Source organism: Pseudomonas pohangensis (assembly GCF_900105995.1).
GTDB lineage: Bacteria > Pseudomonadota > Gammaproteobacteria > Pseudomonadales > Pseudomonadaceae > Aquipseudomonas > Aquipseudomonas pohangensis.
Genome location: NZ_LT629785.1, coordinates 2497535 through 2520737, shown reverse-complemented (window position 1 = coordinate 2520737; position 23203 = coordinate 2497535). Strand labels below are relative to the sequence as shown.

Annotated in this window: 25 protein-coding genes; 24 read left to right on the top strand and 1 reads right to left on the bottom strand. The window is 59.4% G+C overall.

Features of this window, described 5'->3' with window-relative positions; all coding sequences use genetic code 11:
- Positions 1-21 precede the first annotated feature (21 nt).
- The 3 genes from secD to BLT89_RS11875 all read left to right on the top strand — a co-directional run bounded on the left by secD (position 22) and on the right by BLT89_RS11875 (position 3484).
- Complete coding sequence (secD, locus tag BLT89_RS11885; protein ID WP_090195535.1) at positions 22-1884, top strand: protein translocase subunit SecD; 1863 nt, start codon at positions 22-24, stop codon at positions 1882-1884.
- A 14-nt stretch (positions 1885-1898) separates the two neighbouring features.
- The gene (gene secF, locus BLT89_RS11880; protein ID WP_090198980.1) at positions 1899-2810 is read left to right on the top strand and encodes a protein translocase subunit SecF; all 912 of its coding nucleotides are present in this window, start codon (positions 1899-1901) and stop codon (positions 2808-2810) included.
- A gap of 122 nt (positions 2811-2932) precedes the next feature.
- Entirely contained in the window at positions 2933-3484 is a 552-nt protein-coding gene (locus tag BLT89_RS11875; protein WP_090195533.1) for a glycine zipper 2TM domain-containing protein, read from the top strand.
- Positions 3485-3561: 77 nt separating this feature from the next.
- On the opposite strand, the gene suhB is transcribed toward BLT89_RS11875, so the two are convergent.
- Entirely contained in the window at positions 3562-4377 is an 816-nt protein-coding gene (suhB, locus tag BLT89_RS11870) for a type III secretion system regulator SuhB (RefSeq protein WP_090195530.1), read from the bottom strand.
- Positions 4378-4523: 146 nt separating this feature from the next.
- On the opposite strand from suhB, the gene trmJ reads away from it, so the two are divergent.
- The 21 genes from trmJ to BLT89_RS11765 all read left to right on the top strand — a co-directional run bounded on the left by trmJ (position 4524) and on the right by BLT89_RS11765 (position 23195).
- A complete protein-coding gene (trmJ, locus tag BLT89_RS11865) occupies positions 4524-5297 on the top strand; it encodes a tRNA (cytosine(32)/uridine(32)-2'-O)-methyltransferase TrmJ (protein ID WP_090195528.1) in 774 nt (257 codons plus the stop codon).
- A complete protein-coding gene (gene cysE, locus BLT89_RS11860) occupies positions 5297-6073 on the top strand; it encodes a serine O-acetyltransferase (RefSeq protein WP_090195523.1) in 777 nt (258 codons plus the stop codon). The genes trmJ and cysE overlap by 1 nt, the downstream gene beginning before the upstream one ends.
- 136 nt (positions 6074-6209) lie before the next feature.
- The gene (iscR, locus tag BLT89_RS11855; RefSeq protein ID WP_090195520.1) at positions 6210-6704 is read left to right on the top strand and encodes a Fe-S cluster assembly transcriptional regulator IscR; all 495 of its coding nucleotides are present in this window, start codon (positions 6210-6212) and stop codon (positions 6702-6704) included.
- A gap of 30 nt (positions 6705-6734) precedes the next feature.
- Positions 6735-7949, top strand: a complete 1215-nt coding sequence (locus tag BLT89_RS11850; RefSeq protein WP_090195517.1) for an IscS subfamily cysteine desulfurase — start codon at positions 6735-6737, stop codon at positions 7947-7949.
- Between the two features lie 49 nt (positions 7950-7998).
- A complete protein-coding gene (gene iscU, locus BLT89_RS11845; protein ID WP_090195514.1) occupies positions 7999-8385 on the top strand; it encodes a Fe-S cluster assembly scaffold IscU in 387 nt (128 codons plus the stop codon).
- Positions 8386-8394: 9 nt separating this feature from the next.
- Complete coding sequence (gene iscA, locus BLT89_RS11840; protein ID WP_090195511.1) at positions 8395-8718, top strand: iron-sulfur cluster assembly protein IscA; 324 nt, start codon at positions 8395-8397, stop codon at positions 8716-8718.
- A gap of 8 nt (positions 8719-8726) precedes the next feature.
- Positions 8727-9248 (top strand): co-chaperone HscB, encoded by a 522-nt coding sequence (hscB, locus tag BLT89_RS11835; protein ID WP_090198973.1) that lies wholly within the window; start codon positions 8727-8729, stop codon positions 9246-9248.
- Positions 9249-9290: 42 nt separating this feature from the next.
- The gene (gene hscA, locus BLT89_RS11830; protein ID WP_090195508.1) at positions 9291-11153 is read left to right on the top strand and encodes a Fe-S protein assembly chaperone HscA; all 1863 of its coding nucleotides are present in this window, start codon (positions 9291-9293) and stop codon (positions 11151-11153) included.
- A 4-nt stretch (positions 11154-11157) separates the two neighbouring features.
- Entirely contained in the window at positions 11158-11496 is a 339-nt protein-coding gene (gene fdx / locus BLT89_RS11825; protein WP_090195505.1) for an ISC system 2Fe-2S type ferredoxin, read from the top strand.
- 24 nt (positions 11497-11520) lie between these two features.
- Positions 11521-11721: a Fe-S cluster assembly protein IscX gene (gene iscX, locus BLT89_RS11820; RefSeq protein WP_090195502.1), complete on the top strand. Its 201-nt coding sequence runs from the start codon at positions 11521-11523 to the stop codon at positions 11719-11721.
- Positions 11722-11814: 93 nt separating this feature from the next.
- Entirely contained in the window at positions 11815-12246 is a 432-nt protein-coding gene (gene ndk / locus BLT89_RS11815; RefSeq protein WP_090195499.1) for a nucleoside-diphosphate kinase, read from the top strand.
- 23 nt (positions 12247-12269) lie between these two features.
- Positions 12270-13415: a 23S rRNA (adenine(2503)-C(2))-methyltransferase RlmN gene (gene rlmN, locus BLT89_RS11810; protein ID WP_090195495.1), complete on the top strand. Its 1146-nt coding sequence runs from the start codon at positions 12270-12272 to the stop codon at positions 13413-13415.
- A gap of 11 nt (positions 13416-13426) precedes the next feature.
- Positions 13427-14188 carry a type IV pilus biogenesis/stability protein PilW gene (gene pilW / locus BLT89_RS11805; RefSeq protein ID WP_090195492.1) on the top strand — a complete coding sequence of 254 codons (762 nt, stop codon included), beginning with the start codon at positions 13427-13429 and terminating at the stop codon, positions 14186-14188.
- The gene (locus BLT89_RS11800; RefSeq protein ID WP_090195489.1) at positions 14185-15192 is read left to right on the top strand and encodes a RodZ domain-containing protein; all 1008 of its coding nucleotides are present in this window, start codon (positions 14185-14187) and stop codon (positions 15190-15192) included. The genes pilW and BLT89_RS11800 overlap by 4 nt, the downstream gene beginning before the upstream one ends.
- 81 nt (positions 15193-15273) lie before the next feature.
- On the top strand, positions 15274-16386 hold the full coding sequence (ispG, locus tag BLT89_RS11795; RefSeq protein WP_090195486.1) for a flavodoxin-dependent (E)-4-hydroxy-3-methylbut-2-enyl-diphosphate synthase: 1113 nt from the start codon (positions 15274-15276) through the stop codon (positions 16384-16386).
- Between the two features lie 21 nt (positions 16387-16407).
- On the top strand, positions 16408-17697 hold the full coding sequence (gene hisS / locus BLT89_RS11790; protein WP_090195483.1) for a histidine--tRNA ligase: 1290 nt from the start codon (positions 16408-16410) through the stop codon (positions 17695-17697).
- Positions 17698-17785: 88 nt separating this feature from the next.
- The gene (locus BLT89_RS11785) at positions 17786-18430 is read left to right on the top strand and encodes a YfgM family protein (protein WP_090195480.1); all 645 of its coding nucleotides are present in this window, start codon (positions 17786-17788) and stop codon (positions 18428-18430) included.
- Positions 18423-19574 (top strand): outer membrane protein assembly factor BamB, encoded by a 1152-nt coding sequence (gene bamB / locus BLT89_RS11780; RefSeq protein ID WP_090195477.1) that lies wholly within the window; start codon positions 18423-18425, stop codon positions 19572-19574. The genes BLT89_RS11785 and bamB overlap by 8 nt, the downstream gene beginning before the upstream one ends.
- 94 nt (positions 19575-19668) lie before the next feature.
- On the top strand, positions 19669-21147 hold the full coding sequence (der, locus tag BLT89_RS11775; protein ID WP_090195475.1) for a ribosome biogenesis GTPase Der: 1479 nt from the start codon (positions 19669-19671) through the stop codon (positions 21145-21147).
- Positions 21148-21165: 18 nt separating this feature from the next.
- Entirely contained in the window at positions 21166-22317 is a 1152-nt protein-coding gene (locus BLT89_RS11770; RefSeq protein WP_090195472.1) for a pyridoxal phosphate-dependent aminotransferase, read from the top strand.
- 92 nt (positions 22318-22409) lie between these two features.
- Positions 22410-23195 carry an amidohydrolase gene (locus BLT89_RS11765; RefSeq protein ID WP_090195469.1) on the top strand — a complete coding sequence of 262 codons (786 nt, stop codon included), beginning with the start codon at positions 22410-22412 and terminating at the stop codon, positions 23193-23195.
- Positions 23196-23203: the final 8 nt, after the last annotated feature.

Below are 23203 nucleotides of genomic sequence, written 5' to 3'. Positions count from 1 at the left end.
CGCGTCATAACGGGCGCCATCATGCTCAACAGATTTCCCCTCTGGAAGTACCTGCTGATCGCTTCGATCCTGCTGGTAGGTTTTATCTATTCCGCTCCCAACCTCTATCCGGATGATCCGGCGATCCAGATCCGCGGCCAGAGTGTTGCGCTGAAGATCACCGACGCGGATGTGCAGCGTGCGGAAAATGCGCTGAAAGCTGGCGGAATTGCCGTGAAAGCAGTTGAAGTCAGCTCCCAGGGCGGCATGCTGCGCCTGGCCGACAAGGCTGATCAGCTGCCGGCACGTGATCTGGTTGCCCGAGCGCTGGGCGATGACTATGTGGTGGCGCTGAATCTGGCACCAACCACCCCGGACTGGCTGCGCAGCCTGGGTGCGGGGCCGATGAAGCTGGGTCTGGACCTTTCCGGTGGCGTGCACTTCCTGCTGGAAGTGGACATGGACAAGGCCGTATCGGCGCGCGTCAAGGTGTACGAGGGCGAAGTCAAGAGCCAGCTGCGCAAGGAGCGTTTGCGTTATCGCTCGCTGCCCCAGCAAGGCAATGTCATCCAGCTGGGTTTCGCCGATCCGGCCCAGGCGGAAAAGGCCCGTGACCTGATTCTGAAGAATTTCACCGATTTTGCGGTGACCGAAGTAGAGCGGGACGGCAAGCCGGTACTGAACCTGGCGCTGACACCGGCCAAGCTGACGGAAATCCGCGAGTACTCGATCAAGCAGAACCTGACCACGGTGCGCAACCGGGTCAACGAGCTGGGTGTTTCCGAACCGCTGGTACAGCGTCAGGGTGCCAATCGCATCGTTGTCGAGCTGCCGGGTGTGCAGGATACGGCGACCGCCAAGGGTATTCTCGGCAAGACGGCCAACCTGGAGTTTCGCCTGGAAGCGGATCGCGATGCGCCCAAGGCCTCGACCGAAACGTTCGGCTTCCGTGACCAGGGCCGCGCCCCGGTTGCACTGGAGCGCGGGCTGATCATCACCGGTGACAAGGTGACCGACGCCCAGGCCAGCTTTGACGAGAACGGTCGTCCGCAGGTCAACATTCGTCTGGATGGTCATGGTGGCGATCTGATGAACCGTGCCACCCGCAACAACGTCGGGCGCAGCATGGCGGTGATTTTCATCGAGCAGAAGCCGGTGACTCGCTACGTCAAGCAGACCGTCGATGGTGTGGTCAAGGAAGTGCCGATTACGGCCTTCAAGGAAGATAGCGGCATCATCAGCCTGGCGACTATCCAGTCGGCGCTGGGCAACAGTTTCCGCATTACCGGTCTCGATGGTCCGGGTGAGTCCTCCGAACTGGCGTTGCTGTTGCGTGCCGGTGGTCTGGCGGCGCCCATGCATTTTGCCGAGGAACGCACCATAGGCCCGAGTCTGGGTGCCGAGAACATCGCGCTGGGCATCAAGGCTTCGCTGTGGGGCTTTGCCTTCGTCGCCGTGTTCATCATGTTTATCTACAAGTTCTTTGGCGCGCTGGCGACTGTGGCGCTGGGCTTCAATATGGTGCTGCTACTGGCACTGATGTCGATGCTGGGGGCAACCCTGACCCTGCCCGGTATCGCCGGTATCGTACTGACCATGGGTATGGCGGTGGACGCCAACGTGCTGATCTTCTCGCGTATCCGCGAGGAAATCAGCAATGGCATGTCGGTGCAGCGTGCCATTCACGAGGGTTTTGATCGTGCTTTCAGCGCCATCATCGATGGCAACCTGACCACGCTGCTGGTCGGTGGCATCCTGTTCGTCATGGGTACCGGGCCGATCAAGGGCTTTGCGGTGACCCTGTCGCTGGGGATTATCACCTCGATGTTTACTGCGGTGTTCGTCACGCGGGCGATGGTTAATCTGATCTTCGGCAACCGTCAGCTCAAGAAGCTGTGGATTTAAAGGGGCATATGGCGATGAAGCCTGCAATCAATTTCATGGGTATCCGCAACATCGCATTTGCGGTCACGTTGCTGCTGACGGTTATTTCGCTGGGTAGTCTGGTGTTCAAGGGGCTCAATTTCGGCCTCGACTTCACCGGCGGCACCCTGATCGAGTTGAATTACGCCAAGCCTATCGATCCGGCAGAAGTCCGCGAGAAATTGCGCGCTACCGGCTACGGGGATGCCCAGGTACAAAGCTTTGGTGCTACCACGGATATTCTTGTGCGACTGGCCGGGGATGATCCGATGCTCGGCAACAAGATCGCCCAGGCTCTTGAGTCGCAGGGCGGAGACAATCAGCTGACGATCAATCGCGTCGAGTTTGTCGGCCCGGCGGTTGGCGAGGAACTGCGTGATCAGGGCGGTCTGGGCATGCTGCTGGCGATGGCCGGGGTCATGCTCTATGTGGCGTTCCGTTTCCAGTGGAAGTTTGGCGCGGGCGCTATCGTGGCGCTGTTCCACGACGTGTTCATCACGCTGGGCGTATTCAGTTTCTTCCAGATTCCCTTTGATCTGTCGGTGTTGGCTGCCGTATTGGCGATCATCGGTTATTCGCTGAACGACACCATTGTGGTGTTTGACCGGATCCGCGAAAACTTTCGCCTGCTGCGCAAGGCGGATCTGATCGAGAACATCAACATCTCGACCACGCAAACCCTGCTCAGAACCCTGGCCACTTCAATATCAACCTTGCTGGCGGTTGCTGCGCTGATGTTTTTTGGCGGCGAGAACCTGTGGGGATTTTCCCTGGCGCTGTTTATCGGTGTCACGGCGGGTACCTACTCTTCGGTGTACATCGCCAGCGTTATCCTGGTCTGGCTTGATCTGACGCGAGACGACCTGATACCGCCGGTTGAAGCGGATGCCGTTGATGACCGGCCTTGAGCTTCGTGATGCCGGTCTCGTTTGCTTCAATCGTTGTAGAGATGTTTGAACTAGTACTTGGCGCCGTCGTCTAAGCTATTAACGTGGCCTTGCGCCAAGCTTTGTAGTGTCTGGAGGTTAGCGTGAACAAATCGATGCTGATTGGAACGGTGTTGGGAGCCGTTGGCGTTACTGCCGGTGGTGCAGTTGCAACTTACACCCTGATGGGTGCTGGCGAGAAGTATGCTGAGGTGGTGGCGGTACAGCCGGTCAATGAAACCGTCAAGACACCGCGGCAGGTCTGCAAGGATGTAGTGGTCACCAAGAAAGCGCCGGTGAAGGATGAACACAAGATAGCCGGTACGGTAATCGGCGCCTTGGCCGGCGGTTTGCTGGGCAACCAGATTGGTGGTGGTACCGGCAAGAAAGTCGCTACCGTTGCCGGTGCTGCAGCTGGTGGTTATGCAGGCAATCAGGTGCAGGGCAATATGCAGGACAGCGATACCTACCAGACTACCGAAACGCGTTGCAATACGGTCACCGATACCAGCGAGAAACTGGTCGGTTATGACGTGAAGTACAAGCTGGATGGCAAGGTCAGTCAGGTGCGTATGGATTACGATCCCGGCAGTAAGATTCCGCTGGATGAGCAGGGTCGTCTGGTTCTTACCGAGCAGACCCGGATCGCGCAGTAGTGGTGACTCGACGTTGAAATAAAAAACGCCCGGATTCGGGCGTTTTTTTTGCTGAAAGGTTTTGCCAACCGGAAGGCCTAGCGTTTCATGTCCGCGCTCACATGGGGCTGGATCGCCGTCAGCACGGCCTTGAAGCACTTGGTATTGCCCGCCACGACATGGCCTTTCTCAAGGAATTCGTGATTGCCGGTAAAGTCACTGATCAGCCCGCCGGCTTCCTGTACCAGCAGTGCGCCGGCTGCCATGTCCCACTCGGACAGGCCGAACTCCCAATAGGCATCAAAGCGCCCGGCGGCCACATAGGCCAGGTCCAGGCTGGCTGCGCCTGCACGGCGGATGCCGGCGGTCTGGCCAACCAGGCTGCGGAACATGCCCAGGTAGTTGTCGAGGCTGTCGATCTGGTTATCGCGGAATGGAAAGCCGGTGCCGAGCAGGGCGCCTTCCAGGCTCTTTCGCGAGCTGACCCGCAGGCGCCGGCCATTCAGTGCGGCGCCGCGGCCGCGACTGGCAGTGAATTCTTCCTGACGAACCGGATCGAGCACTACCGCGTGTTCAAGGCGGCCACGGTATTTGCAGGCAATGCTTACCGCGTAATGGGGGATGCCGCGCACGAAGTTGGTGGTGCCGTCGAGCGGATCGATAATCCACAGGTAATCCGCGCCGTCGCCGCTGCCTTCACTCAAGCCGCTTTCTTCGGCCAGAATGCCGTGGTTCGGATAGGCTTTGCGCAAGGCGGCAATGATGCTCTGCTCGGCGGCTACGTCGACTTCAGTTACGTAGTCTTTTGCATCTTTCTCGTTGACGGAAATGATGTCCAGACGCTCGGTCGCACGAAAAATCAGTTCGCCGGCACTGCGGGCCGCGCGCAGCGCGATATTCAGCATGGGCTGCATGGAAATTACCTGGGGCTTTTAAAGAGAGCGCGCGATTCTAGCAGAATGCATCTGCAAATACAGGCGGCGTTAGCAGCTTGCATGGTGTTTGCCTTGCCTGTCCGGTAAGATTCCCACCCCCTCGCGCTTGGCTCCCGGAGTTTGCTTTGCTGCAGAATATTCGTGTGGTGCTGGTCAATACCAGCCATCCCGGCAATATCGGCGGGGCCGCACGCGCCATGAAAAACATGGGCTTGTCGCGGCTGGTGCTGGTCGAGCCGCAGGATTTTCCGAGTCCGGAGGCGGTTGCCAGGGCCTCGGGTGCCAGCGATATTCTGGATTCGGCGCAGATTGTTGCAACGCTGGAGGAGGCGCTGGTTGGCTGCAGTCAGGTGTTTGGCACCAGTGCGCGGGATCGCCGGATTCCCTGGCCGCTGCTGGATCCCCGCGAATCCGCCAAGGCCTGTATTGAACAGGTCCAGCTCGGTGCAGAGGTGGCGCTGGTGTTTGGTCGCGAGTATGCCGGTCTGACCAACGAGGAATTGCAGCGCTGCCATTTCCATGTGCACATCCCGGCAGACCCGGATTTTTCCTCACTCAATCTGGCTACCGCCGTGCAGGTGCTGACTTACGAAGTGCGCATGGCCTGGCTTGCTGCCGAGGGCTTGCCGACCAAAATGGCCAAGCTGGAAACAACTTCCATGCTCAATACGCAGCCGGTCACCATGGACGAGCTGGAAAAGTTCTACGGTCAGCTGGAAGCCACGCTGGTGGACATCGGCTTTCTCGACCCATTGAAACCGCGACACCTGATGACCCGCCTGCGGCGCCTTTACGGGCGCAGCGGCATAAGTAAACTGGAAATGAATATCCTGCGCGGGATTCTTACCGAAACCCAGAAAACGGCTCGTGGCGAGCCGCACAAGCGGAGAGAGCCTTGATGTTCGAGCGTGTCCGAGAAGATATCCAGAGCGTTTTCCATCGTGATCCGGCAGCGCGCAATGCGCTGGAGGTGCTGACCTGCTATCCGGGCCTGCACGCCATCTGGATTCACCGTCTGGCGCATGCATTATGGTCTTCCGGCTGGAAATGGCTGGGCCGTATGCTGTCCAACCTGGGCCGCTGGCTGACCGGTATTGAGATTCATCCGGGCGCCGTCATCGGCCGGCGCTTCTTCATCGATCATGGCATGGGTATTGTCATCGGCGAGACTGCCGAAATTGGTGATGATGTGACGCTGTATCAGGGCGTAACTCTCGGTGGTACCAGCTGGAACAAGGGCAAGCGCCATCCGACGCTGGAAGACGGCGTGGTGGTGGGGGCCGGTGCTAAGGTGCTCGGCCCGTTTACCGTGGGCGCGGGGGCCAAGATCGGCTCCAACGCCGTGGTCACCAAGGCAGTGCCAGCTGGCGCGACTGCGGTGGGCATACCCGGGCGTGTCATCGCGCGTACGGATGCTGATCAGGAAGCTGCGCGTCAGGCAATCGCTGAAAAATACGGTTTTGATGCCTATGGTCTGGGTCAGGATATGCCGGACCCGGTCGCCCGGGCTATCGGCCAGTTGCTTGATCATCTGCAGGCGGTGGATGTCCGTCTGGAGGGCATGTGCAAAGCCCTTACCGCGCTGGGCAGTGACTATTGCGCCAAGGCTTTGCCTGAATTGCGTACTGAAGACTTCGAAGAGGTCAAATGTGAAGAGGGTAATACCCCCTCCTGACGCATGGGTGGGGCCTCTGCTATGATAGCGGCCCCTGCAGCGCCATAAGTCCTACTATTTTGCTTGGTCTTATAGTTGACTTGAATAGTCGGGAATTGCATACTACCAGTACCTAGACGATTCCCTGGTACTTCCCATGCGACTCACAACCAAAGGCCGTTACGCCGTTACTGCGATGCTTGATCTGGCATTGCATGGACAGCAGGGTCCGGTTTCTCTGGCGGATATTTCCGAACGGCAAGCCATCTCGTTGTCCTATCTGGAGCAGCTGTTTGCCAAGTTGCGCCGTAGCAATCTGGTTTCCAGCGTGCGCGGCCCCGGTGGTGGCTACAAGCTCGCCCGGGAACTCAAGGACATACACGTTGCCCAGGTAATTGATGCCGTCAATGAGTCGGTAGACGCCACTCGCTGTGGCGGACAGGGTGATTGTCATTCGGGCGATATCTGCCTGACACACCATCTGTGGTTCGATCTCAGCAAGCAGATCCATGAGTTTCTCAGCGGGATCAGTCTGCTCGATCTGGTTGTTCGCAATGACGTCCAGGAAGTTGCCATGCGCCAGGATCAGCGGTTGTGCAAATCAGCCTCTGCCGGCATTGGGTCGATTATTCAAGCGTCTGCCATTGATTAGACAGGCCGCCAGCCTGACAGGAGTTGTTTCATGAAGTTGCCGATTTATCTGGATTATTCCGCGACCACGCCTGCCGATCCGCGTGTCGCGCAGAAGATGTCCGAATGCCTGCTTGCCGATGGAAACTTCGGCAACCCGGCATCGCGCTCCCATGTGTTTGGCTGGAGAGCGGAAGAGGCTGTGGAAAACGCCCGCCGGCAGGTGGCTGATCTGGTCAACGCGGATCCGCGTGAAATCGTCTGGACTTCCGGTGCCACCGAGTCGGACAACCTGGCCATCAAGGGTGTAGCCAAGTTTTATGCGTCGAAAGGCCGCCATCTGGTCACCAGCAAAATCGAGCACAAAGCCGTGCTGGATACCTGCCGCCAGCTTGAGCGTGAAGGTTTCGAGGTTACTTATATAGAACCGGGTGAAGACGGCATCATTACGCCGGCCATGGTTGAGGCGGCCCTGCGCGAAGACACCATTCTGGTGTCGGTGATGCATGTCAACAATGAAATCGGCACGATCAACGATATTGCTGCAATCGGTGAGCTGACCCGCAGCAAAGGCATTCTGTTTCACGTCGATGCTGCCCAGTCGACCGGCAAGGTCGAAATTGATCTGGAAGCCATGAAGGTCGACCTGATGTCCTTCTCGGCACACAAGACCTACGGCCCGAAAGGCATCGGTGCGCTTTACGTGCGGCGCAAGCCGCGCGTGCGTCTGGAAGCACAGATGCACGGTGGCGGGCATGAGCGCGGCATGCGCTCCGGCACCCTGGCAACCCACCAGATCGTCGGTATGGGCGAGGCTTTCCGTATCGCCCGCGAGGAAATGGCCAGCGAGCGCGTACGTATCCAGGCACTGCATGAGCGTTTCTGGGATCGCCTGAAAGATATGGAAGAGCTGTATCTCAACGGCAGCGCCACGGCGCGCGTGCCGCACAACCTGAATGTCAGCTTTAACTATGTAGAGGGCGAGTCGCTGATCATGGCGCTCAAGGACCTCGCCGTATCTTCCGGGTCGGCCTGTACTTCGGCCTCCCTGGAGCCGTCCTATGTGCTGCGCGCGCTGGGGCGCAATGATGAACTGGCGCACAGTTCGATCCGCTTCACTTTCGGTCGTTTCACCACCGACGAGGAAGTCGATTACGCCGCGGCCAAGAGTCGCGAAGCTGTGGAAAAACTACGCGAGCTGTCGCCACTGTGGGACATGTTCAAGGAAGGTGTCGATCTGTCCAAGGTCGAATGGGCTGCGCACTGAGTGTCTGTCAGGCCGCACCGTCAGTAACTGAATCGAGAGGAATTGCATCATGGCTTACAGCGAAAAGGTAATTGATCACTACGAGAATCCGCGCAACGTCGGCAAGATGGACGCGGAAGATCCGGATGTCGGTACCGGCATGGTAGGTGCTCCGGCCTGTGGCGATGTCATGCGCCTGCAGATCAAGGTCAATGGTGATGGCGTCATCGAAGATGCCAAATTCAAGACCTACGGCTGCGGTTCGGCGATCGCTTCCAGCTCCCTGGCCACCGAGTGGATGAAGGGCAAGACGCTGGATGAGGCGGCAACCATCAAGAATACCCAGCTGGCTGAAGAGCTGGCCTTGCCGCCGGTGAAGATTCACTGCTCGGTGTTGGCGGAAGATGCCATCAAGGCAGCAGTTCGCGACTACAAGCAGAAGAAAGGTCTGCTTTAAGGAGCTGATATGGCTATAACCATGACCGAGGCAGCTGCACAGCACGTGCAGCGCTCGATAGAAGGACGTGGCAAGGGCGCGGGCATTCGTCTGGGTGTGCGCACCACGGGCTGTTCGGGGCTTGCCTACGTACTGGAGTTTGTCGATGAGCTGGCGGAAGAGGATCAGGTCTTCGATAACCACGGTGTGAAGCTGATTATCGACCCGAAAAGTCTGGTCTATCTCGACGGCACCGAGCTGGATTTTGTACGCGAAGGCCTGAACGAAGGTTTCAAGTTCAATAATCCCAACGTGCGCGGCGAATGTGGCTGTGGCGAGAGCTTCAACGTTTGAGGCTGCCCGTGGGTACACCCTGTCATTTCGCCCTGTTTGATCTGCAGCCCGATTTCCGCATTGATCAGCAGTTGCTGTCGGCGCGTTATCGCGAGCTGGCCAGAGTCACGCATCCCGATCGCTTTGCCGACGCATCGGCACAGGATCAGCGCCTTGCCCTGGAGCATTCGGCCCGGCTCAACGAGGCCTATCAGGTATTGCGCAGTGCACCGCTGCGAGCACGATATCTGCTGGCGCTGCGCGGGCACGAACTGTCGCTGGAAACCACGGTACAGGATCCACAATTTCTCTTGCAGCAGATGAGTCTGCGCGAGGAGCTGGAGGACCTGCAGTGCAATGCCGATTCGGCGGGTGTCGAAGTGTTCAAGCGTCGATTGAAAGCAGCCCAGCAGGACCTTGAAGAGGCCTTTGCTGCCAGCTGGAACGATCCGGCGCTGGCAGAGGAAAGCGAGCGCCAGGTCCGGCGCATGCAGTTTCTCGACAAGCTATCCCAGGAAGTGCGCCGTCTCGAAGAGCGCCTCGACGATTAACCTCCGCATGGCTGCTGCCGTGCACCTGACCTGTTGAACTTCATGGCCCTATTACAGATTGCCGAACCCGGACACAGCCCCCAGCCCCATCAGCGTCGCCTTGCGGTAGGTATCGATCTGGGCACCACCAACTCACTGGTTGCGGCGGTGCGCAGCGGGATTGCCGAGCCTCTGCCGGATGCCGCCGGGCAGGTTATCCTGCCGTCAGCGGTGCGCTATCACAGCGACAGCGTTGAAGTGGGCGCCACGGCCAAGGCCGCAGCCGCCGCTGATCCGTTCAATACCGTGCTTTCCGTCAAGCGCTTGATGGGTCGCGGCCTGGAAGACGTCAAGCAACTGGGCGAGCAGCTGCCGTATCACTTCGCTGCCGGCGAATCGCATATGCCGTTTATCCAGACGGTACAGGGCACCAAGAGTCCGGTGGAAATCTCTGCGGAAATTCTCAAGACCCTGCGCCTGCGCGCCGAGCAGGCTCTGGGTGGCGAGCTGGTGGGCGCGGTGATTACCGTGCCGGCTTATTTTGATGATGCCCAGCGTCAGGCCACCAAGGATGCCGCACGGCTCGCCGGTTTGAACGTGCTGCGTCTGCTTAACGAGCCCACGGCCGCGGCCGTTGCCTATGGCCTGGACCAGCAGGCCGAGGGCGTGGTGGCTATCTATGATCTGGGTGGCGGTACCTTCGATGTATCGATCCTGCGCCTGAGTCGCGGCGTGTTTGAGGTCATGGCCACTGGCGGTGACAGCGCACTGGGCGGCGATGATTTTGACCATGCGATTGCCGGCTGGATCATTGCCCAGGCCGGTCTGTCGACCGACCTTGATCCGGCTACCCAGCGCAGCCTGTTGCACACTGCTTGTATGGCCAAGGAAGCGCTGACGCTGGCCGAACAGGCAGCGGTTTCACACAATGACTGGAGCGGCGTGCTGACCCGTGCTGCGTTCGAGGCGCTGATAGAGCCATTGCTGGCCCGCAGCCTCAAGGCCTGCCGCAGGGCGGTACGCGATGCCGGGATCGAGCTGGAAGAGGTCGAGGCAGTGGTGATGGTTGGTGGCTCCACGCGGGTGCCGCGGGTGCGGGCTGCGGTTGCCGAACTGTTCGGCCGTGAACCCTTGACCGATATCGACCCCGACCAGGTGGTCGCCATCGGTGCCGCGATTCAGGCCGATACCCTGGCCGGCAACCAGCGCGGCGGCGAAGAGCTGTTGCTGCTGGACGTCATTCCGCTGTCGCTGGGGCTGGAAACCATGGGCGGCCTGATGGAGAAGATCATTCCGCGCAACACCACCATTCCGGTGGCCCGGGCGCAGGAATTCACCACCTATAAAGATGGCCAGACCGCCATGAAAATTCATGTGCTGCAGGGCGAGCGCGAGCTGATCAGCGATTGCCGCTCGCTGGCACACTTCGAGTTGCGTGGCATTCCGCCGCTGGTGGCAGGGTCGGCCAAGGTGCGGGTGACTTTTCAGGTGGATGCCGATGGCTTGCTCAGCGTGGCTGCGCGGGAGCTGGTTTCCGGCGTGGAAGCCAGTATTCAGGTCAAGCCTTCCTATGGTCTGACCGATGGCGAGGTTGCACGCATGCTGCGTGACTCTTTCCAGCATGCCGGTGGGGATATGCAGGCCCGCGCCCTGCGCGAGCAACAGGTGGACGCGCAGCGTTTGCTTGAGGCCGTGCAGTCGGCCCTGGATGCAGATGGTGAAGACCTGCTGGGCGAGGATGAGCGTATCGCCATCGCTGCGGCAATGGATGATCTGCGGCAACTGGCAACGGGTCCGGATACTGCCGCGATTGAAGCGCAGATCAAGCGACTTTCGCAGATCACCGATGCTTTTGCCGCCCGGCGTATGGATGCCACTGTCAAAGCGGCCTTGTCGGGTCGCCGGCTGAACGAAATCGAGGAGTAAACTGATGCCGCAGATTATCTTTCTGCCCAATGCCGAGCATTGTCCGGAGGGCGCGGTGTTTGAAGCCGAGCCGGGTGAAACGGTTCTGGATGCCGCGCTGCGCAATGGCATCCATATCGAGCATGCCTGCGAGAAGTCCTGTGCCTGCACCACCTGTCATGTGGTGATTCGCGAGGGCTTTGCTTCCCTGCAAGCTTCCGATGAGCTTGAGGATGACATGCTGGACAAGGCCTGGGGGCTGGAGCCCAACTCGCGCCTGTCCTGTCAGGCCGCGGTGGCAGATACCGATCTGGTCGTGGAAATTCCACGCTATACCATCAACCAGGTTTCCGAAGGGCACTGACTTTCGGCTTGAGGAGTAATTGTCATGGCTCTCATGTGGGCAGATGTTCTGGATATAGCCATCGAACTGGTGGAGCGTCATCCGCAGGTTGATCCGCGCTTTGTCAATTTTGTCGACTTGCATCGCTGGGTGCTCGAGTTGCCGGAATTTTCCGACGATCCGCAGCGCGGTGGTGAAAAGGTTCTCGAGGCCATTCAGGCGGCCTGGATCGAAGAGCTGGATTGATCTGCAGATCACCGGCTCTACGCTTCCCGGACTTATTCACGTACAATTCGCAGGTTAAATCTTTCGCTTTAATTCTTGTTTCTGGAGTTTCAAATGGCCGTTCAACGTACTTTTTCCATCATCAAACCTGACGCAGTTGCCAAAAATGTGATTGGCGAGATCACCAGCCGCTTCGAGAAGGCCGGCCTGCGTGTGGTCGCTTCGAAAATGCTGCAACTGTCCGAGCGCGAGGCCGCCGGCTTCTACGCAGAGCACAGCGAGCGTGGTTTCTTCAAGGATCTGGTGGCATTCATGACTTCCGGTCCGGTCATTGTTCAGGTTCTGGAAGGCGAAGATGCGGTTCTGAAAAACCGTGAACTGATGGGCGCTACCAATCCGAAAGAAGCTGCTGCCGGCACCATTCGTGCTGACTTTGCTGTTTCCATCGACGAGAACGCTGTGCACGGTTCGGACTCCGAAACCTCTGCAGCCCGTGAAATCGCCTACTTCTTTGCTGCTACCGAGGTCTGTGCGCGCATCCGCTAATACGGATAAGCGCGGTTGAGTCCATGAGTACATCTGCCGGCAAGATCAATCTGCTGGGTCTGACCCAGACAGAAATGGAAGCTTTCTTCGAGTCCCTGGGCGAGAAGCGCTTTCGTGCCGGTCAGATAATGAAGTGGATTCACCACTTTGGCGTCGATGATTTCGACGCCATGAGCAATCTCGGCAAGGCCCTGCGCGAAAAGCTCAAGGCCACTGCCGAGATTCGCGGTCCGGAGATTGTCAGTCAGGATATTTCCACTGACGGCACCCGCAAGTGGGTGGTGCGCGTGGCGTCTGGCAGTTGCGTCGAGACCGTGTACATTCCGCAAGGCGGGCGCGGCACCTTGTGTGTGTCGTCGCAAGCCGGCTGTGCCCTGGACTGCAGTTTCTGCTCCACCGGCAAGCAAGGTTTCAACAGCGATCTGACCAGTGCCGAAATCATTGGCCAGGTGTGGATCGCCAACAAGTCGTTTGGCAGCGTACCGGCGAAAGTCGACCGTGCCATCACCAATGTGGTGATGATGGGCATGGGTGAGCCGCTGCTGAATTTCGACAATGTGGTTGCCGCCATGAATCTGATGATGGATGACCTGGGCTATGGGATTTCCAAGCGCAAGGTCACCTTGTCCACTTCCGGCGTGGCGCCGATGATCGACCGCCTGGGCGAGGTGACCGATGTGTCGCTGGCGCTGTCCCTGCATGCGCCGAATGATGCATTGCGCAGCCAGCTGGTGCCGATCAACAAGAAGTACCCGCTGTCCGTCGTACTGGAAGCCTGCCGGCGTTATATCGCTGGGCTGGGTGAGAAGCGCCACCTTACGGTTGAATACACCCTGCTCAAGGATGTCAATGATCAGCCGGAGCATGCCCTCGAGATGATTGCCTTGCTCAAGGATTTTCCGTGCAAGATCAACCTGATCCCGTTCAACCCGTTTCCTTTTTCCGGTTATGAGCGCCCGAGCAATAACGCCATCCGGCGTTTTCAGGATTTACTCTACAAGGCCGGCCACAATGTTACGGTACGGACTACGCGTGGTGAGGATATAGACGCAGCCTGCGGCCAGCTGGTCGGGCAGGTGGCTGATCGTACCCGCCGAAGTGAGCGCTATATTGCTGTTCGGCAATTGTCCGATGATGCAGAAGAGCCACTTGCCGCCAACCGAAGCTAGGGAGTGCATGAATGAGCTTGCGTGCTGCAATTTTTCTGATCTTTGCCGGTTTCCTGTCGGGTTGTGTGACCACCGGCGACACCAATCCACTGGACACCAAGGACGGGCGGGCCAAGGCCGTTGATGCTTATGTGCAGCTGGGTGTCGGCTATCTGCAGCAAGGCGCCACCGAGCGTGCCAAGACACCCCTGAAAAACGCCCTTGATCTGGACCCTTCCAATGCCGATGCCAATGCCGCTCTGGCAATGGTGTTCCAGATTGAAATGGAACCCGAGCTGGCGGAAAAATATTACCGGCGCGCATTATCGGAAAGTGATGGCTCAACGCGGATTCTGAACAACTACGGCAGTTTTCTGTACGACCAGAAACGCTATGAAGAAGCCAGTGAGTATTTTCAGAAGGCCGGGGAAGACACCATGTACCCGGGCCGCTCCCGGGTTTTTGAAAACCTCGGACTGACGGCGCTGAAAATGAATCAGCCCGACAAAGCCAGGCATTACTTCCAGAAGGCACTGCGGCTGGATCCTACCCAGCCGACCTCCCTGCTTGAGTCAGGCATTCTGGCCTATGAGGCCAAAGAGTACGTCCCGGCGCGTGATTTCTACACCCGTTTCACCAAAGTAGGTGATTCGAATGCACGCAGCCTGTTGCTGGGCATTCGTCTGGCCGTGATTTTCGAGCAGCGCGATGTTGCCGCGAGCGATGCCCTGCAGCTAAAACGTCTATACCCGGCATCACCGGAGTATCAGCAGTATCTGTTGGAGAAAAAATGACAGCCGAGCAATCTGAAGCCGGGCAGGCGATACACGGCCAGCCAGGCGAAACCCTGCGTAAAGCTCGCGAGCTGCGCAACATGTCTCTTGGCGATGTAGCTACTGCGCTGCATCTGCCGAACAGCGTCTTGCAGAACCTGGAGTCGGGCGCATTTGATCGCCTGCCCGGGCATACCTTTGCGCGTGGCTATATTCGTGCCTACGCCAAGCTGCTGGGCATGGACCAGGAATTGCTGGTGCGTGAATATGATCAGGCTACCGGCAGCGACGCCCTGGGCAGCAGCGTGCACAGTCTTGGCCGGGTCGAGGAGCCTGCAAGGGTTTCCCATGGCCTCTTGCGCATGCTGAGCCTTGCTGTGCTGACACTGCTGATTCTGGCCGGTTTCCTGTGGTGGCAGGATCGCGCTGCAGATAACGACGAACTGGTAGCGGTCCGCGGGATTCAGCAGGTCGAAGTCGAAAGCGCGGATGGAACTACACAGATTCATCCACTCGAGCCGGAGGATCAGGCTGTCGAGGTGGCCCAGGAAGAAATTGCGACACCGGCTCCCGAACAGGCCGCGGTTGCAACCGGCACTGACAGTGTGCCGGCTGCGCTAGCCGAGGCTCCTGCCGCGCCGGAAGTGACTGCAACTGCCGCCGTTGCGCCTGCTGCGCCACCACCGCCAGCGGCCGAGGCGCCGCCCGCAGCTGCGCCGGAAGTCGCCGCGGCGACGCCTGAAGTGCCTGCGGGAACGCAAAGCGAGGTTGCGGTTGGTCCCGGCGAGGGGCTGCTGTCCATTCGTTTTACCGCCAACTGCTGGACCCAGGTTACCGATGCCAGTGGCAAGGTGTTGCTCAGCTCGCTCAAGCGCGCGGGTGAGGATGTCCGGTTGGTAGCCAAGCTGCCTGTGGAGCTGCGTCTGGGCTTTGCTTCCGGCGCCGAGGTAAGTTTCAACGGCAAGCCGGTCGATACCCGGCCCTTCAGCACCGGTGAAACCGCCCGGCTGAAACTGGGTCAGTAGCTGCCGCCTGCCGGCAATCGGGCTGGCATGCGGATTGCTGCTGGCCAATCACGTAAAAACCTTCATCGAGTCTGACTAACCATGCATTGCGAGTCCCCGATAAAACGCCGTGTTTCCCGTCAGATCATGGTTGGTTCTGTTCCTGTGGGCGGTGATGCACCGATCGCGGTGCAGAGCATGACCAATACCGACACCTGTGATGTGGCGGCAACCGTCGGACAGATTCGCCGGCTGGAAGATGCCGGTGCGGATATCGTCAGGGTTTCGGTACCGGACATGGATGCTGCAGAGGCCTTCGGCAAGATCAAGCAGCAGGTGCGGGTGCCGCTGGTTGCCGATATCCATTTCGACTATCAGATAGCCTTGCGCGTGGCTGAACTGGGCGTTGACTGCTTGCGTATCAATCCCGGCAATATCGGTCGGGAAGATCGGGTCAAGGCGGTGGTTGAAGCTGCGCGCGACCGTGGCATACCCATTCGTATCGGGGTGAATGCCGGTTCGCTGGAAAAGGACCTGCAGAAAAAATACGGCGAGCCGACCCCGGAAGCACTGGTCGAGTCGGCCCTGCGGCATGTCGAGCATCTGGATCGTCTGAACTTTCCCGACTTCAAGGTCAGTGTGAAGGCCTCCGACGTATTTATGGCTGTCGCTGCCTATCGTCTGCTGGCCACACAGATTGAACAGCCGCTGCACCTGGGCATTACCGAAGCTGGCGGCTTGCGTTCGGGCACGGTGAAGTCAGCCGTAGGCCTGGGCATGCTGCTGGCCGAGGGCATCGGCGATACCATCCGCATTTCGCTGGCCGCTGACCCGGTGGAAGAGATCAAGGTCGGTTACGACATTCTCAAGTCCCTGCGCTTGCGTTCGCGCGGCATCAACTTCATCGCCTGCCCCAGCTGTTCGCGGCAGAACTTCGATGTGGTGAAGACCATGAATGAGCTGGAAGGGCGTCTGGAAGACTTGCTGGTGCCACTCGACGTGGCTGTTATCGGTTGTGTGGTCAATGGCCCTGGCGAAGCCAAGGAAGCCCATATCGGCCTGACCGGCGGTACGCCAAGCAACCTGATCTATCTGGATGGCAAGCCGGCACTCAAGCTCGGTAACGAGAATCTGGCAGCCGAGCTGGAAAAACTGATTCGTCAAAAGGCCGCGGAGAAACTTGCTGCCGATGCTGCGTTGATTGTTCGCAGCTGAACAAATATTTAAGGAAGAGTTGTGAGCAAGTCTCTGCAAGCCATTCGTGGCATGAATGACATTCTGCCCGAGCAGACGCCGTTGTGGCGCTATTTCGAGGCTACGGTTGCCGGTCTGCTGGATAGTTATGGCTATCGCCAGATTCGCATGCCGATCGTCGAGTTTACCGAGTTGTTCAAGCGCTCTATCGGCGAAGTGACGGATATTGTCGAGAAGGAGATGTACACCTTCGAAGACCGCAATGGCGACTCCCTGACCTTGCGCCCCGAGGGCACTGCCAGCTGCGTGCGGGCCGTGCTGGAGCATGGTCTCAGCGGCGGTGGGCAGGTGCAGAAGCTCTGGTATATAGGCCCGATGTTTCGTCATGAGCGGCCGCAGAAGGGGCGTTACCGGCAGTTCCACCAGATCGGCGTAGAGGTGTTCAATCTGCCCGGCCCGGATATCGATGCCGAGTTGATTGTCCTGACCTGGCGCCTCTGGGGTCTGCTGGGTTTGCGCGACGCGGTGACGCTGGAACTCAATAGCCTGGGCAGCTCTGCTGCGCGGGCCGTCTACCGCGATGCCCTGGTGACTTATCTGGAAGCGCGCCGTGAGCAGCTGGATGAAGACAGCCGTCGGCGCCTGCTGAGCAATCCGCTCCGGGTACTGGACAGCAAGGTTCCGCAAACCCAGGCCTTGCTGGTCGATGCGCCACGACTTGAGGATTTTCTCGATGACGATTCCCGCGAGCATTTTGCCGGCCTGCGGGCACGGCTGGATGCGGCGGGTATTCCCTACGTGATCAATCCGAAACTGGTGCGCGGCCTCGATTACTACGGCAAAACGGTATTCGAATGGGTAACCGACCAGCTGGGTGCGCAGGGCACAGTGTGTGCTGGCGGTCGTTACGATGGCCTGGTCGAGCAAATGGGTGGCAAGCCGACCACCGGTGTTGGCTTTGCGATGGGCATCGAACGCCTGGTTCTGCTGCTCGAGACGCTCGACAAGGTACCGGCCGAGTTGGCGCGGCAAGTGGACGTGTATCTGGCCGCTTTCGGCGAAGCGGCCGAGCTGGCTGCACTGACGCTGGCTGAAACGCTCCGCGATGAGGTTGCCGGTCTGCGCCTGGCGGTCAATGCCGGGGCCGGCAGTTTCAAGAGCCAGCTGAAGAAAGCCGATAAAAGCGGCGCCAGTTATGCGCTGGTGCTGGGGGAAGATGAACTGGCCCGGCAGGTGGTGGGGGTCAAGCCATTGCGTGACGAAGGTCAGCAGCAAACAGTCAGCTGGCAGGACTTGCCGGGGTATCTGGCCGGCTGTTTAAAACAGCATTGAATGTATTCGGGTCAGCCGTTTGCATGGCTGGCGAGTTATTATCCGTTCCGGAATAAGCCGGCCGGCTGAAATTTATAGGAGTAATGGGGTGACCTCGCGTACTGAAGAAGAAGAACTGGCGATGATCCGCGACTGGTGGCAGCGTAACGGCAAGCCACTGCTGACCGGCTGTGTTCTGGCGCTGGTGCTGATTTTTGGCTGGAAGGGCTGGCAGAACTATCAGGCCAATCAGGCCCAGACCGCTTCGATGCTCTATCAGCAACTGCTGGACAGTGTAATCACCGACAATGGCCAGGCCGATCTGCAACAGGTGGCCGCCCTTGCCGGCAATCTGCAGAAAGATTTTGCCGGTAGCCAGTACGCCCAGTACGGCAGTCTGTTGGTGGCCAAGGTGGCTGTCGAAGCCGGCAAGCCGGAAGATGCCGTGATCCAGTTGCAAGGCGTACTCGAGAAGCCGGCAGACGCTACCCTGGCAGAGCTGGCCCGTCAGCGTCTGGCGCGGGTACAGGCCTCGCAGGGTAATGCGGAAGAGGCATTGAAGCTGCTTGATGGCCCGGCTGAGCCGGCATTTCAGGCAGGCCGTGAAGAGCTCAAGGGTGATTTGCTGGTGCAGTTGGGACGTACCGACGAAGCGCGTGCTGCCTATGAAAAAGCCCAGCAGGCACTGCCTGCAGATGCCGCTGCAGGTAGTGTGCAATTGAAGCTTGATGACCTGGCCCAAAAGGATGAGTAAAGCCATGCGCTGGAAAACATTAGCGGTGCTGACACTCGCATCCGTGGTGGTGGGCTGCAGCAGCAGCAAAGAACAGGAACTGGAACCGGCCCCGCTGCCGGATTTCACCGAAAAGGCCAGCCTGCAGCAGGAGTGGAGTCGCTCGGTTGGTGATGGTCAGGGCGAGTTCTACAACAAGCTGATCCCGGCGATCGATGGCAACCGCATTTTCGCTTCCGACCTGAATGGCGAAGTGATGGCGATTGATCGCCTGACTGGCGACAAGATCTGGGAAAAGGACCTGCACCATCAGGTTACAGGCGCCATCAGTGTGAATGGCAATCTGCTGTTCGTCGGCACCCTCAAAGGTAAGGTCGTTGCGCTGGATGCGAATACCGGCGAACTGGTCTGGAGCGCCAAGGTGCCGAGTGAAGTCCTCGCCCCGCCAGTCAGCAATGGCAATGTGGTGGTGGTGCAGACCCAGGATGATCGGGTTATCGGTCTGGATGCCGATACCGGCAAGCGTTTGTGGATTTCCGATAACACCCCGGCGGTACTGACTTTGCGTGGTACCAGTGCACCCTTGGTAACCGGTACTCTGGCCATTGCGGCCCTGTCGACGGGCAAGGTGATAGCGCTGGACGTACAGAACGGTTCGCCGGTCTGGCAGCAAAAAGTGACCGTGCCCAAGGGGCGTTCCGAGCTGGAGCGGATTGTCGATATCGACGGTGGCTTGCTGCTGGATGGCGGCATCCTCTATGTAGTGACCTACCAGGGACGCATGGCCGGGCTGGATGTGGATAGTGGCCAGTTAGTCTGGGAGCGCGATTCTTCCAGCTACGTGGGGCTGGGTGAGGACTTCAGCAATCTTTATGTGAGTCTCGCCTCGGGTGTCGTGGAAGGTATCGACAAGAACAGTTCGTCGGCCTTATGGAGCAATGATCAATTGTTGCGCAGGCAGCTGACAGCGCCGGCGGTTATTTCCAATTATGTTGCGGTCGGTGATTTTGAAGGCTATGTGCATCTGCTCAGTCAGGCAGATGGCCAGTATGTCGGGCGCGAAAAGGTCGATAGTGATGGCCTGCGCGTGCGCCCGCTGGTGGTGGATAACTGGATTTATGTGTTCGCCAACGGTGGCGATCTGGTTGCCTATACCATCAAGTAATTGTTGACCTTCGTGGTCTGCAGGTTGCCTTTGTGTTCCGGCCGCTACCCTGGTAGCGGCCGTTGCGTTTTCTGATTTACAGCTGGAGGAACCCATGGTTCCGGTAATTGCCCTGGTGGGCCGCCCCAACGTCGGCAAGTCGACGCTATTCAATCGTCTGACCCGAACCCGTGACGCCATCGTTGCCGAGTTCGCCGGACTGACCCGCGATCGTCAGTATGGCGAGGCGCAGTGGGAAGGGCGCAGCTATATCGTCATTGATACCGGGGGCATCTCCGGCGACGAGGAAGGTATCGACGCGAAGATGGCCGAGCAGTCCCTGCAGGCTATCGAAGAAGCCGATGCGGTGCTGTTCATGGTCGATTCACGGGCCGGCATGACCGCCGCCGACCAGATGATTGGCGAGCACCTGCGCAAGCGCAACAAGCGCTGCTTCGTGGTGGCCAACAAGGTCGATACGGTGGATCCGGACATTGCCCGCGCCGAATTCAGCCCGCTCGGCCTGGGCGATGCCATTCCGATCGCGGCGGCCCATGGTCGCGGCATCAGCAGCATGCTGGAAGTGGCGCTGGGTATCTTTCCCAAGGATGAGGTCGAAGAGGCGTTCGTCGAAGGCGAGGAAGCGGAGGACGTTGCCGAAGGCGAAGAGGCCAGACGCATCCCCGGGCCCAGTGAAAAGGACGGGATCAAGATCGCCATCATCGGCCGCCCGAATGTCGGCAAGTCGACGCTGGTCAATCGCATGCTGGGTGAGGATCGGGTCATCGTCTATGACCAGCCCGGCACCACCCGCGATAGTATCTATATTCCGTTCGAGCGTGATGAGGAAAAGTACACGCTGATCGACACCGCCGGTGTGCGCCGCCGCGGCAAGATCTTCGAGGCGGTGGAAAAGTTCTCGGTGGTCAAGACGCTGCAGGCGATCAAGGACGCCAACGTGGTGATTTTCGTCATGGATGCCCGTGAAGGCGTGGTCGAACACGACCTCAATCTGCTCGGCTTCGTGCTGGAAACCGGTCGTGCGCTGGTCATCGCCCTGAACAAATGGGACGGCATGGAGACCAGCGAAAAGGACTACGTGAAGACCGAGCTGGAGCGGCGCTTGATGTTTGTCGACTACTGCGACATTCACTTTATCTCGGCCAAGCATGGCACCGGTGTCGGTCATCTGTACAAGTCGGTGCAGGCTGCCTTCAAGTCGGCAATCACCCGCTGGCCGACCAACCGGCTGACGCAGATTCTCGAAGACGCCGTGCAGGAGCACCAGCCACCGATGGTCGGCAGCCGGCGCATCAAGTTGCGTTATGCCCACCTTGGCGGTGCCAACCCGCCGATTATCGTGATCCACGGCAATCAGGTGGAGGCGGTCCCCAAGTCCTATTCGCGCTATCTGGAAAATACCTACCGGCGCGTACTCAAGCTGGTCGGCACGCCGCTGCGCATCGAGTACAAGGGTGGGGAGAACCCCTATGAAGGCAAAAAGAACAGCCTTACCGACCGTCAGGTGAACAAGAAGCGGCGCATGATGAGCCATCACAAGAAGGCCGAGAAGAAGCGCCGCGACAAGAAATAATCCGCAGCGGGGAGCGCCATGCAGCTGATCAGCAAACTGCCGAATGTCGGGACAACGATTTTCACCCGCATGTCGCAACTGGCCGCCGAAGCCGGCGCACTCAACCTGTCCCAGGGCTTCCCGGATTTTGCCAGCCCGCCGGCGCTGCTTGAAGCCGCAGTGCGACATCTGCAGGCCGGGCATAACCAGTACGCACCGATGACCGGCTTGCCGCGCCTGCGTGAACAGGTGGCGCTGAAAGTGGCCGGGCTCTATGGCCGCCGTGTCGATGCCGATAACGAAGTGACCATCGTGCCGGGTGCTACCGAGGCGATCTTCTGTGCGGTACAGGCGCTGATTCGTCCCGGTGATGAAGCCATCGTGCTCGATCCTTGCTACGACAGCTATGAGCCGGCGGTTGAACTTGCCGGTGGTCGTTGTGTGCACGTACCCCTGCAGTTGCCGGATTTTGCCGTGGACTGGCAGCGTCTGGCCGATGCCATCACCCCGCGCACCCGTTTGATTCTGATCAACTCGCCGCACAACCCCAGTGGTGCATTGTTGTCAGCGGCCGATCTCGATCAGCTGGCAGCGCTGATCCGCGAGCGTGATATCTGGCTGATCAGTGATGAGGTGTACGAGCATCTGGTGTTTGACGGCGTTGCCCATGCCAGCGTGCTGGCCCATGCAGAGCTGTATCAGCGGGCCTTTGTGGTCAGTTCGTTCGGCAAGACCTATCACGTCACCGGCTGGAAGACCGGCTACGTGGTGGCACCGCCGGCACTCACAGCCGAGCTGCGCAAGGTGCACCAGTTCGTCACTTTCGTCGCGGTGACGCCGTTGCAGCATGCGCTGGCCGACTTCATGGCCGGGCATCCCGAGCATATCGCCGAACTGCCGGCTTTCTATCAGGCCAAGCGCGATCTGTTCTGCGCGCGGCTGGCCGCTTCACGCTTCAGCTTTACTCCGGCGCCGGGCACCTATTTCCAGCTGGCCGATTATTCAGCCATCCGTCCGGATCTCAACGATGTACAGATGGCCGAATGGCTGACCCGTGAAAAGGGCGTGGCGGCGATTCCGGTGTCGGTGTTCTATCAGCAACCACCGACGGAGATGCGCCTGGTACGCTTCTGTTTCGCCAAGCGTGAAGAGACCCTGTGCGCGGCGGGCGAAAAGCTCGCGGCGTTGTAACCAGCTGGTGTAGCAGCGGTCCTGCCGCGAAAAGCAGCCGGGAGCAAGCGCGGCCAACACCGCTATCACAAGTCGCCTGCTGAGGAGGCACGATGGCTGAGAAACCCGACCTGAAACTGGCGCTGCTGCAGACCGCACTGGTCTGGCAGGATCCTCTGGCCAATCGCAGCGCGTTCGAAGCTCTGTTGCCGCAGGCGCGGGGCGCTGACCTTATAGTGCTGCCGGAAATGTTCACTACCGGTTTTTCCATGCAGTCGGCCGAGCTTGCGGAACCCGAGGGCGGGCCGAGCAGCCAGTGGCTGCTGGAGCAAGCCAGGCAGCTGGATGCAGTTGTCGCGGGTAGTCTGATCATTCAGGCCGAGGATGGCAGTTACCGCAACCGCTTCCTCTGGGCGCGGCCGGATGGTTCGCTGGCCTGGTACGACAAGCGCCACCTGTTCCGCATGGCCGGTGAGCACAAGCACTTTGCCGCAGGCGACCAGCAGCTGCTGCTGGAGCTCAAGGGCTGGCGTGTGCGTCCGCTGGTTTGCTACGACCTGCGCTTCCCGGTATGGAGTCGCGATGCCGGCGGCACCGATCTGCTGCTGTATACCGCCAACTGGCCGGCTGCACGCCGTCAGCACTGGAACCGCCTGCTGCCGGCACGCGCCATCGAGAACCTGTGTTACGTGGCGGCGGTCAATCGCATCGGCGAGGATGGCAAGGGGCACGCCTACAGCGGTGATACCCAGGTGCTGGACTTTCAGGGTGAGCCGTTGTTGACTGCCGGCGAGAGTTCCGGCGTGTTCCGCGCCACGCTCGACGCGGCGGCACTCTCTGCTTACCGTGAGCGCTTTCCGGCGCATCTGGATGCCGACCGCTTCGGGCTTGATCTATAGAGGAATGG

Excerpts from the sequence above, each read along its gene's own strand:
- secD (WP_090195535.1), top strand. The coding sequence starts at position 22 with ATGCTCAACAGATTTCCCCTCTGGAAGTACCTGCTGATCGCTTCGATC.
- secF (WP_090198980.1), top strand. The coding sequence starts at position 1,899 with ATGAAGCCTGCAATCAATTTCATGGGTATCCGCAACATCGCATTTGCG.
- suhB (WP_090195530.1), bottom strand. The coding sequence starts at position 4,377 with ATGCAGCCCATGCTGAATATCGCGCTGCGCGCGGCCCGCAGTGCCGGC.
- cysE (WP_090195523.1), top strand. The coding sequence starts at position 5,297 with ATGTTCGAGCGTGTCCGAGAAGATATCCAGAGCGTTTTCCATCGTGAT.
- iscR (WP_090195520.1), top strand. The coding sequence starts at position 6,210 with ATGCGACTCACAACCAAAGGCCGTTACGCCGTTACTGCGATGCTTGAT.
- BLT89_RS11850 (WP_090195517.1), top strand. The coding sequence starts at position 6,735 with ATGAAGTTGCCGATTTATCTGGATTATTCCGCGACCACGCCTGCCGAT.
- iscU (WP_090195514.1), top strand. The coding sequence starts at position 7,999 with ATGGCTTACAGCGAAAAGGTAATTGATCACTACGAGAATCCGCGCAAC.
- iscA (WP_090195511.1), top strand. The coding sequence starts at position 8,395 with ATGGCTATAACCATGACCGAGGCAGCTGCACAGCACGTGCAGCGCTCG.
- hscA (WP_090195508.1), top strand. The coding sequence starts at position 9,291 with ATGGCCCTATTACAGATTGCCGAACCCGGACACAGCCCCCAGCCCCAT.
- fdx (WP_090195505.1), top strand. The coding sequence starts at position 11,158 with ATGCCGCAGATTATCTTTCTGCCCAATGCCGAGCATTGTCCGGAGGGC.
- iscX (WP_090195502.1), top strand. The coding sequence starts at position 11,521 with ATGGCTCTCATGTGGGCAGATGTTCTGGATATAGCCATCGAACTGGTG.
- ndk (WP_090195499.1), top strand. The coding sequence starts at position 11,815 with ATGGCCGTTCAACGTACTTTTTCCATCATCAAACCTGACGCAGTTGCC.
- rlmN (WP_090195495.1), top strand. The coding sequence starts at position 12,270 with ATGAGTACATCTGCCGGCAAGATCAATCTGCTGGGTCTGACCCAGACA.
- pilW (WP_090195492.1), top strand. The coding sequence starts at position 13,427 with ATGAGCTTGCGTGCTGCAATTTTTCTGATCTTTGCCGGTTTCCTGTCG.
- BLT89_RS11800 (WP_090195489.1), top strand. The coding sequence starts at position 14,185 with ATGACAGCCGAGCAATCTGAAGCCGGGCAGGCGATACACGGCCAGCCA.
- ispG (WP_090195486.1), top strand. The coding sequence starts at position 15,274 with ATGCATTGCGAGTCCCCGATAAAACGCCGTGTTTCCCGTCAGATCATG.
- bamB (WP_090195477.1), top strand. The coding sequence starts at position 18,423 with ATGAGTAAAGCCATGCGCTGGAAAACATTAGCGGTGCTGACACTCGCA.
- der (WP_090195475.1), top strand. The coding sequence starts at position 19,669 with ATGGTTCCGGTAATTGCCCTGGTGGGCCGCCCCAACGTCGGCAAGTCG.
- BLT89_RS11770 (WP_090195472.1), top strand. The coding sequence starts at position 21,166 with ATGCAGCTGATCAGCAAACTGCCGAATGTCGGGACAACGATTTTCACC.
- BLT89_RS11765 (WP_090195469.1), top strand. The coding sequence starts at position 22,410 with ATGGCTGAGAAACCCGACCTGAAACTGGCGCTGCTGCAGACCGCACTG.